This is a genomic window from Pseudomonas syringae CC1557, from assembly GCF_000452705.1.
In the GTDB taxonomy this organism is placed as follows: Bacteria; Pseudomonadota; Gammaproteobacteria; order Pseudomonadales; family Pseudomonadaceae; genus Aquipseudomonas; species Aquipseudomonas syringae_F.
Genome location: NZ_CP007014.1, coordinates 5,279,872 through 5,295,761 on the forward strand (window position 1 = coordinate 5,279,872; position 15,890 = coordinate 5,295,761).

Consider the following 15,890-nt stretch of genomic DNA (forward strand, 5'->3'; position numbering starts at 1 on the left):
TGCGATGACGCCTCTCGACGCCAAGCGCCCGCTGCAGCTCAACCATCAGGGCCAGCTGCGCCATTTTCTGTCTCTGGACGGCTTGCCACGCGAGCTGCTCACCGAAATCCTCGACACCGCAGACTCGTTCCTCGAAGTCGGCGCGCGAGCGGTGAAGAAGGTCCCGCTGTTGCGCGGCAAGACAGTGTGCAACGTGTTCTTCGAAAACTCGACACGCACCCGGACCACCTTCGAACTGGCGGCCCAGCGGCTGTCGGCCGACGTGATCACCCTGAACGTTTCCACTTCGTCCACCAGCAAGGGCGAAACGCTGTTCGACACCCTGCGCAACCTTGAGGCGATGGCCGCCGACATGTTCGTCGTGCGCCACGCAGACTCGGGCGCAGCGCACTTCATTGCCGAGCACGTATGCCCGGACGTGGCGATCATCAACGGCGGTGACGGCCGCCATGCCCACCCGACCCAGGGCATGCTCGACATGCTGACGATCCGTCGCCACAAAGGCGGCTTCGAGAACCTGTCGGTGGCCATTGTCGGCGACATCCTGCATTCGCGCGTAGCGCGCTCCAACATGATCGCGCTCAAGGCACTGGGCTGCCCGGACATCCGCGTGATCGGGCCGAAAACCCTGCTGCCGATCGGCGTCGAGCAGTACGGCGTCAAGGTCTACACCGACCTCAACGAAGGGCTGAAGGACGTCGACGTGGTCATCATGCTGCGCCTGCAACGCGAGCGCATGACCGGCGGCCTGCTACCCAGCGAAGGCGAGTTCTATCGCCTGTTTGGTCTGACCACTGCGCGTCTGGCGGTTGCAAAACCGGACGCGATTGTCATGCACCCCGGCCCGATCAACCGCGGTGTGGAAATTGAATCGGCGGTGGCCGACGGAGCGCATTCGGTGATTCTCAATCAGGTGACCTACGGCATCGCCGTGCGCATGGCGGTGCTGTCCATGGCCATGAGCGGGCAAAACGCCCAACGACAATTCGAGCAGGAGAACGCCCAGTGAAGCTCAGCATCCTCGGCGCTCGCGTCATCGACCCGGCCAGCGGGCTGGATCAGATTACCGATCTGCATATTGAAGCAGGCAAACTTGCCGCGATTGGCGAGGCACCGACCGGTTTCGCGCCGATGCAAACCATCGATGCCAGTGGGCTGGTGGCCGCCCCCGGGCTGGTCGATCTCAATGTTTCCCTGCGCGAGCCGGGCTACAGCCGCAAAGGCAGCATCGCCAGCGAAACCCGTGCGGCCGTTGCCGGCGGCGTGACCAGCGTGTGCTGCCCGCCACTTACCAAACCGGTACTCGACACGTCGGCAGTGGCCGAGCTGATCCTCGACCGCGCACGCGAAGCCGGTTTCAGCAAGGTGTTCCCGATCGGTGCACTGAGCAAGGGCCTGGAAGGCGAGCAGCTGGCAGAACTGATCGCCCTGCGCGACGCAGGCTGTGTAGCGTTCGGCAACGGCCTGAGCAGCTTCAGCAACACCCGTACGCTGTGCCGGGCGCTGGAGTACGCAGCCACTTTCGACCTGACCGTGATTTTCAACTCTCAGGACCGTGACCTGGCCGAAGGTGGCCTGGCGCATGAAGGCCCGACCGCCAGCTTTCTGGGCCTGGCGGGCATTCCTGAAACCGCCGAGACGGTGGCGCTGGCGCGTGATCTGCTGCTGGTCGAGCAAAGTGGCGTGCGTGCGCACTTCAGCCAGCTGACCAGCGCGCGAGGCGCGGCATTGATCGCCCAGGCACAGGCACGCGGGTTACCGGTGACGGCGGATGTGGCGTTGTATCAGTTGATACTGACCGATGAAGCGCTGATCGATTTTTCCAGCCTGTATCACGTTCAGCCACCACTGCGCACCCGGGCGGACCGCGATGGCCTGCGTGAGGCTGTGAAGTCGGGGATTATTCAGGCGATATCGAGCCACCACCAGCCGCACGAGCGCGATGCCAAGCTGGCACCCTTCGGCGCTACCGAGCCGGGCATCAGCAGTGTGGAGCTGTTGTTGCCACTGGCGATGACCCTGGTCGAAGACGGCCTGCTGGACTTGCCAACCCTGCTCGCCCGCCTGAGCAGCGGCCCCGCCGCCGCCTTGCGCCTGCCTGCAGGCAAACTGAGCGCTAGCTCACCCGCGGACATCGTGCTGTTCGATCCCGCTGCGTCGACCCTTGCCGGAGAAACCTGGCTGTCAAAAGGCGAAAACTGCCCCTTCATCGGCCACTGCCTGCCGGGCTCGGTACGCTACACACTGGTGGATGGACGGATCAGCTACAGCCGGTGAGGCAAGCGCGCTGTTCTCCGCGCTCTGATGAGCGTGGAGAACGGTTTTTTTTGTTGGAGCGAACTTGCAACTATCGTGCGACGCTCCGCGTCGGCATGCCGTTCTGGACGCTCTGCGTCCGATCCTGAATCCATGGCGAGGCGCAGATCTGTGACGCGGAGCGTCACGACAGGCATTCACACGCTGGAGCGTGAGGAACGATAGCTCTGTAACCATCAACCGCGCTGGGCGTTCTTCATCGAGATCTGGTCATTCATTGTCCAGAAGTCATACAGAATGCCCACCAGAAACAACCCGCCGGTAAACAGGTAGATGAGACCGGTGATCCACTTGCCCTGGTACATGCGGTGTACACCAAACAGGCCAAGGAAGGTCAGCAGCACCCACGCCACGCTGTAATCGATGGCGCCGGGGGTGAAGCGCAAGTCGGCCTCGCGATCCATCGACGGGATCAGAAACAGGTCGATCAGCCAGCCGATACCAAACAAGCCAAACGTGAAGAACCAAATAGTCCCGGTCACTGGCTTGCCATAGTAGAAACGATGCGCCCCGAGAAACCCGAAAATCCACATCAGATAGCCCATCACCTTGCTGTGTGTGTCAGAACGATAGCCGTTCATTTTTACCCTCTCTGCGCTGATAGAAAAAAATACATAACAAATTTGTGACTTGGTTTCGCCATTCCGACGTATGGCAGTCGAGGCAGTTTTATGCCGCCAAGCCCTTGTCGCTAAAGGGATTAGCGAAAAAAGAGAAAGAGTCTGTCGCATAAAACGTAACGATACCAGTGTGATGCACTCGACAAATGGGGCCAGTTTTTTCAAAAAAGCTGTTATAAAGTTGCGCGCTGACCACTACGAGCCCTGCCGAATGCGTCCTTTTTTCAAGACATGGCTAACCATTTGCCTATTTGTGCCACTGGCCGCCCACGCCACCAATCGTGAGCAACAACTTCCTGCGAGCTTCACGGGCTACACCGCCAAAAGTCACTCTTCACCGGCACTCGCGACTCGCGCTGCACCCCAGGAAGCCACTACAACCCGAATCCATACTGGCAACACCCGCACGGTCCAGAAGCCGCTTTCCCGCAAGAACGCCAACAAGGCGGCCTTGCAGGCTTCCGTTCCGGCCAAACAGGGCAGCGCCGTTGTAAAACGCGCCCTGCAGGCAGTCGGAACGCCTTATCGCTGGGGCGGCACCACGCCCGGCAAAGGGCTGGATTGCAGCGGTCTGGTCAAATACGCCTACACGGACGTCCGTGAAGTCGACCTGCCGCGCACCTCCAACGCAATGGCCCAGGGTCACGGTCAGACCGTCGATCGCAAGGACCTGAAACCGGGTGATCTGCTGTTCTTCAACATCAAGAGCCGCAACATCAACCACGTCGCCATTTACCTGGGCGACAACAAGTTCGTTCATGCGCCGCGCCGTGGCAAGGCTGTTACTGTCGATACGCTGAACAAACCGTATTGGAACAGTCACTACAAGATCGCCAAGCGTGTGTTGCCCAAGCAGTCAGGACAGATGCGCGTCGTTCAGCGCTGATCTCTGCCTGACAAAAAAGGGGCCATGAATTCGTTCATGGCCCCTTTTCATTTCTGCCAGATCAGCGTTGCACCCGGCGCAGGTCAGAAGTTATCCGGCACCTTGGCCCGCTCGCGTGCGCTCTCGCGGGTGATCAAGCCCTTCTTGACCAGATCAGCCAGGCACATATCCAGCGTCTGCATGCCAACCGAGCCGCCGGTCTGGATCGACGAATACATTTGCGCCACCTTGTCCTCGCGAATCAGGTTACGAATCGCCGGGGTGCCCATCATGATTTCGTGCGCGGCCACTCGTCCGCCGCCGACTTTCTTGAGCAACGCTTGCGAAACCACCGCATGCAGTGATTCAGAGAGCATCGAGCGAATCATCGACTTTTCCTGGGCCGGAAACACGTCCACGATCCGGTCGATGGTCTTTGCCGCCGACGTGGTGTGCAGCGTGCCGAATACCAGGTGGCCGGTTTCCGCAGCGGTCAAGGCCAGCCGAATGGTCTCCAGGTCGCGCATCTCACCGACCAGAATCACATCCGGGTCCTCACGCAGGGCCGAGCGCAGGGCTTCCGAGAAGCCCAGCGTATCGCGGTGTACCTCACGCTGGTTGACCAGGCACTTCTTGGACTCGTGGACGAATTCGATCGGGTCTTCGATGGTCAGGATATGGTGATGCTTGTTGCAATTGAGGTAGTCGATCATGGCCGCAAGGGTTGTCGACTTGCCTGAACCGGTCGGCCCGGTGACCAGAATCAGGCCGCGCGCCACGTCGGTAATCTTCCGAAACACACTGCCCATGCCCAAGTCTTCCATGCTCAGGATTTTCGAGGGAATGGTTCGGAATACCGCGCCCGCACCGCGATTCTGGTTGAATGCGTTGACCCTGAAACGCGCCACACCCGGAACTTCAAAGGAAAAGTCGGTTTCCAGACGCTCCTCGAAATCCTGACGCTGCTTGTCGTTCATGATGTCGTAGATCAGCGCCTTGACCTCCTTCGCGTCCAGCGGGGGCAGGTTAATGCGCCGCACATCACCATCGACACGGATCATCGGCGGCAGACCTGCAGAGAGGTGCAAGTCCGACGCGCCCTGTTTGGCACTGAAGGCCAGCAGCTCGGTAATATCCATACAGCTCCTCAATCACATAGAATGCCGCAGACCTTAGCCTGACTGGCGCAAATCAATGTCCACGATAGCAGCGAACATTTCAACGCTCGAACAGCGAATTCGCGACGCAGCCCTCGCGGCTGACCGCGATCCGGCGTCCGTCGGCCTGTTGGCCGTGAGTAAAACCAAGCCCGCCACCGACCTGCGTGAAGCTTACACCGCAGGCCTGCGCGATTTTGGCGAAAATTATTTGCAGGAAGCACTCGCGAAACAGGCCGAACTGAGCGACCTGCCCTTGTGCTGGCACTTCATCGGCCCCATTCAATCGAACAAGACGCGCGCTATCGCCGAAAACTTCGCCTGGGTGCATTCAGTGGATCGCCTGAAAATTGCTCAACGCCTGTCCGAACAGCGGCCCGAAGCACTGGAGCCGCTGAACATCTGCATCCAGGTCAATGTCAGCGGCGAAGCCAGCAAGTCGGGCTGCGCGCCTCAGGACTTGCCTGGGCTGGCAGCCGCTATCAGCGCCCTGCCACGGCTGAAGCTCCGTGGGCTGATGGCGATTCCCGAACCGACGGATGATCCTGTCGAGCAGGCGGCATCATTCGCCGCCGTACGTACCTTGCAGGAGCAGCTGGGCCTGCCACTCGACACACTGTCCATGGGCATGAGCCACGATCTGGAAGCCGCCATCGCACAAGGCGCAACCTGGGTGCGAATCGGCACCGCCCTTTTTGGCGCTCGCGACTATGGGCAGCCATAACGTTGCAGACACTGAATTTGCACACCCTGAATTTGCATAAAGGAACCCTGAAATGAGCAAGACGCGTATCGCCTTTGTCGGCGCCGGACACATGGCAGCCAGCCTGATCGGCGGCCTGCGCGCCCAAGGTGTGGAGGCAGCCCTGATCTGCGCCAGCGCGCCAGGTGCCGAAACACGCGAGCGGATTTCCGCAGAACACGGCATCAAGGTATTCGCCGACAATGCCGAGGCCGTCAAAGACGCTGACGTGGTGGTGCTGGCGGTCAAGCCGCAGATGATGAAAAGCGTCTGCCAGGCACTGAAATCCAGTCTTGAGCCTGATCAGTTGATCGTGTCGGTTGCGGCCGGCATTACCTGCGCCAGCCTTACGCAGTGGCTGGGCGAGCGCCCTGTCGTGCGCTGCATGCCCAATACGCCGTCATTGCTGCGTCAGGGTGCCAGCGGGCTGTACGCGACCGACAAGGTGACGCCAGCGCAACATGAGCAGGCCGAGCAGTTACTGGCTGCGGTCGGCATCGCAGTCTGGGTCGAGCAGGAAAAACACATGGACGCTGTTACGGCAGTGTCCGGCAGTGGTCCGGCGTATTTCTTTTTGATGATGGAAGCGATGACAGCGGCAGGCGTGAAACTGGGCCTGCCGGAGGACATCGCTAAAAAGCTGACCCTGCAAACCGCGCTGGGCTCGGCTCTGATCGCGACCGGCAGCGAGGTGGACGCAGGCGAGCTGCGGCGTCGTGTCGCCTCGCCAGGCGGGACCACCGAGGCTGCGATCAAGGCATTCCAGACGGGCGGTTTTGAAGCGCTGGTGGAAACTGCGCTGACCGCCGCCGATCACCGGGCAGCCGAACTGGCTGAACAACTGGGCAAATAATTTAGATTTTTTCTGGAGCAGATTGATGATCGGATTGAACACCGCTGCAATTTACGTCCTGCAAACGCTCGGCAGTCTGTACCTGCTGATCGTTCTGATGCGCTTCGTACTGCAACTGGTGCGGGCCAACTTCTACAACCCGCTGTGCCAGTTCATCGTGCGCGCCACACAACCACTGCTCAAGCCGCTGCGGCGTATCATTCCCAGCCTGTTCGGGCTGGACATGTCGTCGCTGGTGCTGGCGATCATCGTGCAGATGGTCCTGATGGCGCTGACCTTGCTGCTGATGTTCGGCACCACCGGCGATCCGCTGCACTTGCTGCTCTGGTCGATCATTAGCGTGACTGCACTGTTCCTGAAGATCTTCTTCTTTGCCCTGATCATCAGCGTGATCCTGTCGTGGGTCGCCCCGGCCAGCCACAACCCTGGCGCGGAACTGGTCAACCAGATCTGCGAACCTGCCCTGGCACCGTTCCGCAAGATCGTCCCGAACCTGGGCGGCCTGGATATCTCGCCGATCCTGGCGTTCCTGGTCCTCAAACTGCTGGACATGCTGGTCATCAACAACCTCGCCGCCATGAGCGGCATGCCGGATGTGCTGCGCCTGTTGATGTAAGCGAACTCCGTGACTATCGTACCGACGCTCCGCGTCGGTACGCCTTTCTGGACGCTCTGCGTCCAACCCTGAGCAGGCGGCGCGGCGCAGATCTGTGTCGCGGAGCGTCACCCAAGGCATTCCCACGCGGGAGCGTGAGGAACGATCACCTCAGCTATCGTGCGACGCTCCGCGTCGCCATACCGTTCTGGACGCTCTGCGTCCGACCTTGAGTCCGTGGTACAGCGCAGATGTGTGACGCGGAGCGTCACCCAAGGCATTCCCACGCGGGAGCGTGAGGAACGATCACCTCAACTATCGTGCGACGCTCCGCGTCGCCACGCCGTTCTGGACGCTCTGCGTCCTGTCCCGAGGTTGCTGCTGATTTGCGCCCGACAACATCCCTTATTGCCGCTGCACCCCGCGGTCTTTAGACTTACGCCTCATTCACGCGAGAGCAGGGTCGATGCCCACGGTATTCCCCCACGATTCTGTCGGACTGGTCACACCGCAAACCGCGCATTTCAGCGAGCCACTGGCGCTGGCCTGCGGTCGTTCGTTGCCAGCCTATGACCTGATTTACGAAACCTACGGTCAACTCAACGCCGCACGCAGCAATGCCGTGCTGATCTGTCATGCGCTGTCCGGGCATCACCATGCCGCTGGCTTTCACAGCGCCGATGACCGCAAACCGGGCTGGTGGGACAGTTGCATCGGTCCCGGCAAGCCGGTCGACACCCACAAATTCTTCGTCGTCAGCCTCAACAATCTGGGTGGCTGCAACGGCTCGACCGGCCCAAGCAGCATCGACCCGGACACCGGCAAGCCGTTCGGTGCCAACTTCCCGGTCGTGACTGTCGAAGACTGGGTCAACAGCCAGGCCCGGTTAGCCGATTTGCTTGGCATCGACACGTGGGCAGCGGTGATCGGCGGCAGTCTGGGCGGCATGCAGGCGCTGCAATGGACCATCAGTTACCCGGATCGCGTGCGCCACTGCCTGGCAATCGCTTCGGCCCCCAAGCTTTCGGCACAGAACATCGCCTTCAACGAAGTCGCACGTCAGGCGATTCTCACCGATCCGGAATTCCACGGCGGCTCGTTCCAGGAGCGCGGCGTGATTCCCAAGCGCGGGCTGATGCTGGCGCGGATGGTCGGGCACATCACTTACCTGTCCGATGATTCGATGGGCGAGAAATTCGGCCGAGGCCTGAAAAGCGAAAAACTCAACTACGATTTTCACAGTGTCGAGTTTCAGGTCGAAAGCTACCTGCGTTATCAAGGCGAGGAGTTTTCCGGTCGTTTCGACGCCAATACCTACCTGTTGATGACCAAAGCGCTGGATTACTTCGACCCTGCCGCGAACTTCAACGATGACCTGGCCAAGACATTCGCCAACGCGACGGCGAAGTTCTGCGTGATGTCGTTCACCACCGACTGGCGCTTCTCGCCAGCCCGTTCGCGGGAACTGGTGGACGCCCTGATGGCGGCCCGCAAGGACGTCTGCTACCTGGAAATCGATGCGCCGCAAGGGCACGACGCCTTCCTGATCCCGATTCCGCGCTACTTGCAGGCTTTCGGTAATTACATGAACCGAATTTCGTTGTGAGGACGTCATGAGAGCCGATCTGGAAATCATCCAGGAATGGATTCCCGCAGGCAGCCGCGTGCTTGACCTGGGCTGCGGCGACGGCGAATTGCTGACCTGGCTGCGTGACAACAAGCAGGTTACCGGCTACGGGCTGGAAAACGATGCGGCAAACATCGCCGAGTGTGTCGCCAAAGGCATCAATGTCATTGAGCAAGACCTCGACAAGGGGCTGGGCAATTTTGCCAGCAACAGCTTTGACGTGGTGGTCATGACCCAGGCCCTGCAAGCCGTACATTACCCGGACCGAATCCTCGACGAGATGCTGCGCGTCGGCCGCCAGTGCATTATCACCTTCCCGAACTTCGGCCACTGGCGCTGCCGCTGGTATCTGGCGAGCAAGGGCCGCATGCCGGTGTCCGAGTTCCTGCCGTACACCTGGTACAACACGCCGAACATTCACTTCTGCACCTTCGGCGACTTCGAAGAGCTGTGCCGTGAGCGCGATGCCCAGGTGCTCGACAGACTGGCGGTCGATCAGCAGCACCGTCACGGCTGGGCCAGCAAACTATGGCCCAACCTGCTGGGCGAAATCGGCATTTACCGGGTCACCAGCCCAGGGCTGGCGGACCACCGGATTGCCGTTTAACCGATCGTTTTCAAGCACCACGACAGGCCAATGATGAACCTCACACAACTTGTACTGGCCAGCCACAACGGCGGCAAACTCAAGGAACTCCAGGCCATGCTCGGCGACAGCGTGACGCTGCGCTCGGTCAGCGAGTTCAGTCTCGTCGAACCGGAAGAGACCGGGCTGTCGTTCGTCGAGAACGCGATCCTCAAGGCGCGCAACGCCTCGCGCCTGTCCGGTCTGCCTGCGCTGGCCGATGACTCGGGGCTGGCGGTGGATTTTCTCGGCGGCGCGCCGGGCATTTATTCCGCTCGCTACGCCGACGGCAAGGGCGACGCTGCCAACAACGCCAAGCTGCTGGAGGCACTGAAAGACGTGCCGGACGAGCAGCGTGGCGCGCAGTTTGTCTGCGTGCTGGCGTTGGTACGGCACGCCGACGACCCGCTGCCGATTCTCTGTGAAGGCTTGTGGCACGGGCGCATCCTGCACGCCGCCAGCGGCGAACACGGTTTTGGCTACGATCCGCTGTTCTGGGTGCCTGAGCGTGACTGCTCCAGTGCCGAACTCGGCCCGACCGAGAAAAACCAGCTCAGCCACCGCGCCCGCGCCATGGTCCTGTTGCGGCAACGCCTGGGCCTGCAATGACCCACGATTCGCCAGCGCAGCCGCTGTTTCTCGGCGCGAGCGGTTTCTCGTCAGAGAGCCCACGCCCTGCGCTGCCGCACCTGCCGCCGTTGTCGCTGTACATTCATATCCCGTGGTGCGTGCGTAAATGCCCGTACTGCGACTTCAACTCGCATACCGCAAGCCCGGTGCTGCCGGAGCAGGAATACGTCGACGCCCTGCTCGCCGATCTGGATCTGGACCTGCCGCACGTCCATGGCCGCGAGCTGCAATCGATTTTCTTCGGTGGTGGCACGCCGAGCCTGTTCAGCGCCGATGCGCTGGGCCGTCTGCTGCAGGGTGTCGAACAGCGCATCCGTTTTGCCAGCGACATCGAGATCACCCTGGAAGCCAACCCTGGCACGTTCGAACAGGCGAAATTCAGCGCCTATCGCGGCCTCGGGATCAACCGGCTGTCGATCGGTATCCAGAGCTTTCAGGAATCCAAACTCAAGGCGCTGGGCCGCATCCACAACGGCGACGAAGCCATTCGTGCCGCCGACATGGCGCGTCTGGCCGGTTTCGACAACTTCAATCTGGACCTGATGCATGGCTTGCCGGATCAATCCCAGGACGAAGCGCTCGACGATCTGCGTCAGGCCATCGCCCTGGCGCCGACTCACTTGTCCTGGTATCAGTTGACACTGGAACCCAACACGGTGTTCTGGAATCAGCCCCCGGTGCTGCCGGAAGACGACATTCTTTGGGATATTCAGGAAACCGGGCAACAGTTGCTGGCCACTCATGGGTACGCGCAGTACGAAGTGTCGGCCTACGCGCAAGCCGGGAAACCGGCGCGGCATAACCTCAATTACTGGGCGTTCGGTGATTTCATCGGCATCGGCGCGGGCGCCCACGGCAAGCTGAGTCATCCGGACGGGCGCATCATCCGTACCTGGAAGACCCGGCTGCCGAAGGACTACCTGAACCCGGAGAAGCCGTTTCAAGCAGGCTCGAAGCTGCTGCCGCTGGACGAATTGCCGTTTGAATTCCTGATGAACGCGCTGCGACTGACAAATGGTGTGGAGGCTGCGTTATTTCGCGAAAGAACGGGTCTAAGCGTCGACTCACTGGCCGAAGCCCGGCAACAGGCCGAGCAAAAGGGCCTGCTGCAGGATGACCCGACACGTCTGGTCGCCACGCCACAAGGCCAGTTGTTCCTCAATGACTTGCTGCAATACTTTCTGATCTAAGGACTCTGCATGGATTTCGTACTCGACTTGCTCGCCACCGTTTCGCGCTGGAGTCGCAGCAATCTTTCGGAAATCGCACTGGCCCTGGTGGGCTGCCTGCTCGTGCTGTTCGGCTCGGACATCAAAGGCTGGATCGAACAACGCATCAGCAGCATGACCGGCGCCCTGCGCATCCCGCTCATCGCCCTGCTCTGCGCGGTCGGCAGCGGCGCGGCACTGATCTATGCCACGCCGTGGGTAGTACGAGGCCTCAGCCAGTTCAACAACTACAGCCTGGCACCGGTGCTGTTGGTGGTGCTGGTGTTGATAGGCGTGATTGCCGACCGCAAGTAAGCGCTCCTTTTCAAACGCAGCAAAAAGCCCGACATCTCTGCCGGGCTTTTTGTGGTTACAGCTGCGGATCAAGGCACCAGTTTGTCCAGCAACGCCTTGTCACGTACAGCGCCCTTGTCGGCACTGGTCGCCAGCAGGGCGTAGGCCTTGAGGGCGGTGGTCACTTTACGTGGCCGCGACTCGACCGGCTTCCAGCCTTTCTTGTCCTGTTCGGCACGCCGCTCGGCCATCTCGGCATCGTCGATCAACAGGTTGATCGAGCGATTCGGAATGTCGATCAGCACCTTGTCGCCATCGCGGACCAGACCAATCGCACCGCCTGCCGCCGCTTCCGGCGAAGCATGGCCGATGGACAGGCCAGAAGTGCCACCCGAAAAACGGCCGTCAGTGAGCAGCGCGCAATCCTTGCCCAGCCCTTTGGATTTAAGGTACGAGGTCGGGTAAAGCATTTCCTGCATGCCCGGACCGCCTTTCGGGCCTTCGTAACGAATGATCACGATATCGCCGGCCTTCACTTCGTCGGCGAGGATCCCGCGCACAGCGCTGTCCTGGCTTTCGAAGATCTTCGCGTTGCCTTCAAAGACGTGAATCGACTCATCGACGCCTGCGGTTTTCACCACGCAGCCATCCAGCGCGATGTTGCCGTACAGCACGGCCAGGCCACCTTCCTGCGAATAGGCATGCTCGACGCTGCGGATACAGCCGTTTTCACGGTCATCATCCAGGCTTTCCCAACGGGTCGACTGGCTGAACGCGGTCTGCGTCGGAATGCCTGCCGGGCCTGCCTTGAAGAAGGTGTGCACCGCTTCATCGTCAGTCTGGGTGATGTCCCATTTGGCGATGCCTTCGGCCAGGGTCTTGCTGTGTACGGTCGGCAGGTCAGTGTGCAATAGGCCGCCACGGGCCAGTTCGCCGAGGATGCTGAAGATCCCGCCAGCGCGGTGCACATCTTCCATGTGGTACTTCTGGATGTTCGGCGCAACCTTGCACAGCTGTGGGACTTTGCGTGACAGAAGGTCGATGTGATGCAGGTCGAAGTCGATCTCGGCTTCCTGAGCGGCGGCCAGCAAGTGCAGGATGGTGTTGGTCGAACCGCCCATGGCGATGTCCAGCGTCATGGCGTTCTCGAACGCCTTGAAGTTGGCGATGTTGCGCGGCAACACCGAGTCGTCGTTTTCCTTGTAGTACTGTCGGCACAGGTCAACGATGGTCCGGCCGGCCTGCAGGAACAGTTGCTCGCGGTCGCTGTGGGTGGCGAGGGCCGAACCATTGCCCGGCAAGGCCAGACCCAGCGCTTCGGTCAGGCAGTTCATGGAGTTGGCAGTGAACATGCCCGAGCAGGAACCGCAGGTCGGGCAGGCACTTCGCTCGTATTCGGCGACTTTTTCGTCGCTGGCAGTCGAGTCGGCGGCGATGACCATCGCGTCGACCAGATCCAGACCATGGCTGGCCAGTTTGGTCTTGCCCGCTTCCATCGGTCCGCCGGAGACGAAGACCACCGGGATGTTCAGGCGCAGCGCCGCCATCAGCATGCCAGGGGTGATCTTGTCGCAGTTGGAAATGCACACGATGGCGTCGGCGCAATGCGCGTTGACCATGTACTCGACCGAGTCGGCAATGATCTCGCGGCTCGGCAGCGAATAGAGCATGCCGTCGTGCCCCATGGCGATGCCGTCATCGACCGCAATGGTATTGAATTCCTTGGCCACGCCACCGGCGCGTTCGACTTCACGAGCGACCAGTTGGCCCATGTCCTTGAGGTGGACGTGGCCCGGTACGAACTGGGTGAAGGAGTTGGCAATGGCAATGATCGGTTTCTTGAAATCTTCGTCTTTCATGCCCGTAGCGCGCCACAGGGCACGAGCGCCGGCCATGTTGCGGCCGTGGGTAGACGTTTTAGAGCGGTAATCAGGCATTGGAGCACTCCGGCAAACATTAAGGCTGATCAGGAAGGGAGTGAGCTTCTATTGACGTCGCGGGCGTGCGGGAGTGACCGCAGGCAGCGAAGAAACCGAACACCACGGGATCACCGTGCACTCGGCCTGAGCTCATAAACCCGCCGGGGGATGACTGGCGATGAATAACGCCGATTCTACACCGCCGAATCATTCGATGGGGTCCGAATATCGCCACCGGCCATGCGCTGCAAATCGCGGTGGACAAAACGCTGTCAGCGCATCTATCTTCCTCGCCAGGCCGCCTCATGTGGCCGCGTCGCTCGGACGGTTCCGGGCGCTTACGTTTGCGAGATAACCATGGCCGACCAAGGTTCGCCGCGCCGCTTTGCGCGCATAGATCGACTCCCCCCTTATGTGTTCAACATCACCGCCGAGCTGAAAATGGCTGCTCGCCGTCGCGGTGAGGACATTATCGACTTGAGCATGGGCAACCCCGATGGGCCTACGCCGCCGCACATTGTCGAAAAACTGGTCACCGTCGCCCAGCGCGAAGACACCCACGGTTACTCCACCTCACGCGGCATTCCGCGCCTGCGCCGGGCGATTTCCAACTGGTACAAGAAGCGCTATGAGGTCGATATCGACCCCGAAACTGAAGCGATTGTCACCATTGGCTCCAAGGAAGGCCTCGCGCACCTGATGCTCGCCACGCTGGACCAGGGCGATACGGTGCTGGTGCCCAACCCCAGCTATCCGATCCACATCTACGGTGCCGTGATTGCCGGCGCCCAGGTGCGGTCGGTACCACTGGTGCCGGGTGTGGATTTTTTCGCCGAACTGGAAAAGGCGATTCGCGGCTCGATTCCCAAGCCGAAGATGATGATTCTCGGCTTCCCGTCGAACCCGACGGCGCAATGCGTGGAGCTGGATTTCTTCGAGCGCGTGGTGGCGCTGGCCAAACAGTACGACGTGCTGGTGGTGCATGACCTTGCGTATGCCGACATCGTTTACGACGGCTGGAAAGCTCCATCGATCATGCAGGTTCCTGGAGCCAAGGACATCGCGGTCGAGTTCTTCACCCTGTCCAAGAGCTACAACATGGCGGGCTGGCGAATCGGCTTCATGGTCGGCAACCCGGAGCTGGTCAACGCGCTGGGGCGCATCAAGAGCTACCACGACTACGGCACTTTCACGCCGTTGCAGGTCGCGGCTATCGCCGCTCTGGAAGGTGATCAGCAATGCGTGCTCGACATCGCCGAGCAGTATCGCCAGCGCCGCAACGTGCTGGTCAAGGGTCTGCATGAACTGGGCTGGATGGTCGAGAACCCCAAGGCCTCGATGTATGTCTGGGCGAAGATTCCCGAGGCCTACGCGCACCTGGGCTCGCTGGAATTTGCCAAGAAGCTGCTGGCCGAAGCCAAAGTCTGCGTTTCGCCGGGTGTCGGTTTTGGTGAGTACGGCGACGATCATGTGCGTTTCGCGCTGATCGAAAACCAGGACCGCATCCGTCAGGCCGTGCGCGGAATACGCAACATGTTCCGGGCGGACGAGAAGCTCAAGTAACGAACCCCGATGAGCCCGGGAAACCGGGCCTTTCAAGCTGCCTGATCAGGATCGGACGCGGAGCGTCCAGAACTGCATGCCCACGCGGAGCGTTGGCACGAGAAGTATTCTCCCGGACCCCGCTCGTTCCGCACGCTCTGCGTGGGAACGCCTTGGGTGACGCTCCGCGTCACAAATCTGCGCTGCGCCACATCATCCCGGTCTTCGGCCCCCAAGGTTGAAATCCTCGCCCCCACCCCCATATGAGTTTGCATCAGGGCATTTTCGCCCCGCTGTGTGGAGACTCTCCCCTTGACCACCATCGTATCAGTGCGCCGTCACGGCAAAGTCGTCATGGCTGGCGACGGCCAGGTTTCCCTGGGCAACACCGTCATGAAAGGCAACGCCAAGAAGGTGCGCCGCCTCTACCACGGTGAAGTGATCGCCGGATTTGCCGGTGCCACCGCCGATGCATTCACGCTGTTCGAGCGCTTTGAAGCCCAGCTGGAAAAACACCAGGGGCATCTGGTTCGCGCAGCCGTCGAGCTGGCCAAGGACTGGCGTACCGATCGCTCATTGAGCCGTCTTGAGGCCATGCTGGCGGTCGCCAACAAAGACGCCTCACTGATCATCACCGGTAACGGCGATGTCGTCGAACCCGAGGATGGCCTGATTGCCATGGGTTCCGGCGGTGCGTTTGCTCAGGCTGCTGCGCGTGCCCTGCTGCTCAAGACCGATCTTTCAGCACGCGAAATCGCCGAAACTTCTCTGCATATCGCCGGCGATATCTGTGTGTTCACCAACCACAACATTACTATTGAGGAGCAGGACCTCGCCGGTTAAGCCCTTGCCGGGCCGCCTGCGTTGCGGCCCCATCGGCTTCACTGTGCCAGAGGA

General features: G+C 60.8%; 16 protein-coding genes. 13 read left to right on the forward strand and 3 right to left on the reverse strand.

The window, feature by feature from the left end; genetic code table 11:
• Positions 1 to 4: 4 nt before the first annotated feature.
• Both N018_RS23225 and N018_RS23230 read left to right on the forward strand, forming a co-directional pair.
• A complete protein-coding gene (locus N018_RS23225) occupies positions 5 to 1,009 on the forward strand; it encodes an aspartate carbamoyltransferase catalytic subunit (RefSeq protein ID WP_024645441.1) in 1,005 nt (334 codons plus the stop codon).
• Positions 1,006 to 2,277, forward strand: coding sequence for a dihydroorotase (locus N018_RS23230; protein ID WP_025390858.1), 1,272 nt, complete (start codon positions 1,006 to 1,008; stop codon positions 2,275 to 2,277). The genes N018_RS23225 and N018_RS23230 overlap by 4 nt, the downstream gene beginning before the upstream one ends.
• A 215-nt stretch (positions 2,278 to 2,492) precedes the next feature.
• Here the strand turns inward: N018_RS23230 and N018_RS23235 are convergent, their stop codons facing one another.
• Positions 2,493 to 2,897: an NINE protein gene (locus N018_RS23235; RefSeq protein ID WP_024645443.1), complete on the reverse strand. Its 405-nt coding sequence runs from the start codon at positions 2,895 to 2,897 to the stop codon at positions 2,493 to 2,495.
• A 250-nt stretch (positions 2,898 to 3,147) separates the two neighbouring features.
• Here N018_RS23235 and N018_RS23240 point away from each other — a divergent pair, with 250 nt between their 5' ends.
• On the forward strand, positions 3,148 to 3,822 hold the full coding sequence (locus N018_RS23240; protein WP_051476185.1) for a C40 family peptidase: 675 nt from the start codon (positions 3,148 to 3,150) through the stop codon (positions 3,820 to 3,822).
• An 83-nt stretch (positions 3,823 to 3,905) separates the two neighbouring features.
• Here N018_RS23240 and N018_RS23245 read toward each other — a convergent pair whose 3' ends face one another.
• The gene (locus N018_RS23245; RefSeq protein ID WP_007252041.1) at positions 3,906 to 4,940 is read right to left on the reverse strand and encodes a type IV pilus twitching motility protein PilT; all 1,035 of its coding nucleotides are present in this window, start codon (positions 4,938 to 4,940) and stop codon (positions 3,906 to 3,908) included.
• Positions 4,941 to 4,995: 55 nt separating this feature from the next.
• Between N018_RS23245 and N018_RS23250 the strand changes: the two genes are divergently transcribed.
• From N018_RS23250 to N018_RS23285, 8 genes are all read left to right on the forward strand, one after another.
• Positions 4,996 to 5,682 carry a YggS family pyridoxal phosphate-dependent enzyme gene (locus N018_RS23250; RefSeq protein ID WP_024645445.1) on the forward strand — a complete coding sequence of 229 codons (687 nt, stop codon included), beginning with the start codon at positions 4,996 to 4,998 and terminating at the stop codon, positions 5,680 to 5,682.
• 52 nt (positions 5,683 to 5,734) lie between these two features.
• The gene (gene proC, locus N018_RS23255) at positions 5,735 to 6,553 is read left to right on the forward strand and encodes a pyrroline-5-carboxylate reductase (RefSeq protein WP_025390860.1); all 819 of its coding nucleotides are present in this window, start codon (positions 5,735 to 5,737) and stop codon (positions 6,551 to 6,553) included.
• Between the two features lie 25 nt (positions 6,554 to 6,578).
• On the forward strand, positions 6,579 to 7,169 hold the full coding sequence (locus N018_RS23260) for a YggT family protein (protein ID WP_024645447.1): 591 nt from the start codon (positions 6,579 to 6,581) through the stop codon (positions 7,167 to 7,169).
• Between the two features lie 445 nt (positions 7,170 to 7,614).
• Positions 7,615 to 8,754, forward strand: coding sequence for a homoserine O-succinyltransferase MetX (gene metX, locus N018_RS23265; RefSeq protein ID WP_025390861.1), 1,140 nt, complete (start codon positions 7,615 to 7,617; stop codon positions 8,752 to 8,754).
• Positions 8,755 to 8,761: 7 nt separating this feature from the next.
• Entirely contained in the window at positions 8,762 to 9,382 is a 621-nt protein-coding gene (metW, locus tag N018_RS23270; RefSeq protein ID WP_024643506.1) for a methionine biosynthesis protein MetW, read from the forward strand.
• A 30-nt stretch (positions 9,383 to 9,412) separates the two neighbouring features.
• The gene (gene rdgB, locus N018_RS23275; protein ID WP_032632319.1) at positions 9,413 to 10,009 is read left to right on the forward strand and encodes an RdgB/HAM1 family non-canonical purine NTP pyrophosphatase; all 597 of its coding nucleotides are present in this window, start codon (positions 9,413 to 9,415) and stop codon (positions 10,007 to 10,009) included.
• A complete protein-coding gene (hemW, locus tag N018_RS23280; protein WP_025390862.1) occupies positions 10,006 to 11,220 on the forward strand; it encodes a radical SAM family heme chaperone HemW in 1,215 nt (404 codons plus the stop codon). Before rdgB ends, hemW begins: the two co-directional genes overlap by 4 nt.
• Positions 11,221 to 11,229: 9 nt before the next feature.
• Positions 11,230 to 11,553, forward strand: coding sequence for a DUF3392 domain-containing protein (locus tag N018_RS23285; protein ID WP_024643503.1), 324 nt, complete (start codon positions 11,230 to 11,232; stop codon positions 11,551 to 11,553).
• 68 nt (positions 11,554 to 11,621) lie between these two features.
• On the opposite strand, the gene ilvD is transcribed toward N018_RS23285, so the two are convergent.
• Positions 11,622 to 13,469, reverse strand: a complete 1,848-nt coding sequence (ilvD, locus tag N018_RS23290; RefSeq protein ID WP_025390863.1) for a dihydroxy-acid dehydratase — start codon at positions 13,467 to 13,469, stop codon at positions 11,622 to 11,624.
• Positions 13,470 to 13,808: 339 nt separating this feature from the next.
• Here ilvD and alaC point away from each other — a divergent pair, with 339 nt between their 5' ends.
• Positions 13,809 to 15,014, forward strand: coding sequence for an alanine transaminase (gene alaC, locus N018_RS23295; RefSeq protein ID WP_024643501.1), 1,206 nt, complete (start codon positions 13,809 to 13,811; stop codon positions 15,012 to 15,014).
• Positions 15,015 to 15,305: 291 nt separating this feature from the next.
• Positions 15,306 to 15,836: an ATP-dependent protease subunit HslV gene (hslV, locus tag N018_RS23300; protein WP_003392345.1), complete on the forward strand. Its 531-nt coding sequence runs from the start codon at positions 15,306 to 15,308 to the stop codon at positions 15,834 to 15,836.
• Positions 15,837 to 15,890 lie beyond the last annotated feature (54 nt).

Excerpts from the sequence above, each read along its gene's own strand:
- metX (WP_025390861.1), top strand. The coding sequence starts at position 7,615 with ATGCCCACGGTATTCCCCCACGATTCTGTCGGACTGGTCACACCGCAA.
- N018_RS23225 (WP_024645441.1), top strand. The coding sequence starts at position 5 with ATGACGCCTCTCGACGCCAAGCGCCCGCTGCAGCTCAACCATCAGGGC.
- ilvD (WP_025390863.1), bottom strand. The coding sequence starts at position 13,469 with ATGCCTGATTACCGCTCTAAAACGTCTACCCACGGCCGCAACATGGCC.
- N018_RS23245 (WP_007252041.1), bottom strand. The coding sequence starts at position 4,940 with ATGGATATTACCGAGCTGCTGGCCTTCAGTGCCAAACAGGGCGCGTCG.
- N018_RS23250 (WP_024645445.1), top strand. The coding sequence starts at position 4,996 with ATGTCCACGATAGCAGCGAACATTTCAACGCTCGAACAGCGAATTCGC.
- N018_RS23260 (WP_024645447.1), top strand. The coding sequence starts at position 6,579 with ATGATCGGATTGAACACCGCTGCAATTTACGTCCTGCAAACGCTCGGC.
- N018_RS23285 (WP_024643503.1), top strand. The coding sequence starts at position 11,230 with ATGGATTTCGTACTCGACTTGCTCGCCACCGTTTCGCGCTGGAGTCGC.
- alaC (WP_024643501.1), top strand. The coding sequence starts at position 13,809 with ATGGCCGACCAAGGTTCGCCGCGCCGCTTTGCGCGCATAGATCGACTC.
- N018_RS23240 (WP_051476185.1), top strand. The coding sequence starts at position 3,148 with ATGCGTCCTTTTTTCAAGACATGGCTAACCATTTGCCTATTTGTGCCA.
- metW (WP_024643506.1), top strand. The coding sequence starts at position 8,762 with ATGAGAGCCGATCTGGAAATCATCCAGGAATGGATTCCCGCAGGCAGC.
- N018_RS23235 (WP_024645443.1), bottom strand. The coding sequence starts at position 2,897 with ATGAACGGCTATCGTTCTGACACACACAGCAAGGTGATGGGCTATCTG.
- hemW (WP_025390862.1), top strand. The coding sequence starts at position 10,006 with ATGACCCACGATTCGCCAGCGCAGCCGCTGTTTCTCGGCGCGAGCGGT.
- proC (WP_025390860.1), top strand. The coding sequence starts at position 5,735 with ATGAGCAAGACGCGTATCGCCTTTGTCGGCGCCGGACACATGGCAGCC.
- rdgB (WP_032632319.1), top strand. The coding sequence starts at position 9,413 with ATGATGAACCTCACACAACTTGTACTGGCCAGCCACAACGGCGGCAAA.